This is a genomic window from Bergeyella anatis (assembly GCF_036016955.1).
Taxonomy (GTDB): Bacteria; Bacteroidota; Bacteroidia; order Flavobacteriales; family Weeksellaceae; genus JAYWXI01.
This window is the reverse complement of sequence record NZ_JAYWXI010000198.1, coordinates 1-302: the sequence shown is the minus strand read 5'-3', so window position 1 is coordinate 302 and position 302 is coordinate 1. Positions and strand designations below refer to the sequence as shown.

The window sequence follows — 302 nt, the reverse complement described above, 5'->3', positions numbered from 1 at the left end:
CTTAAAAAACTAAGTGATATGGTGGCGAAAATTGGACGAGGGAGTAATCTCTTAGGAGTGCTTTTGTACAATTATGAAAAAGTGGAAGATGATAATGGCAATATTCTACACGCACATCGTATGATACATCCTTTGGATGGACAATGGGATACTTCTGTTTTGGCTCGTTCGTTTGAACCGTATTTGATAGCCAACCAAAGAACCGAAAAACCAATCCTGCATATTTCTATCAATCCCGACCCCAAAGATGAAGTTTCAGACAATGATTTCAAAGAAATCGCTACCGAGTATATGCAGAAAAT

The 302-nt window shown here is 38.1% G+C and carries 1 protein-coding gene; it reads left to right on the top strand.

Translation table 11 applies throughout. The annotated features are described in order from the left end of the window. Positions 1 to 18 precede the first annotated feature (18 nt). Positions 19 to 302, top strand: a 284-nt coding sequence (locus VQ048_RS12920; RefSeq protein ID WP_442872832.1) for a relaxase/mobilization nuclease domain-containing protein, incomplete at its 3' end; no start/stop codon positions are given.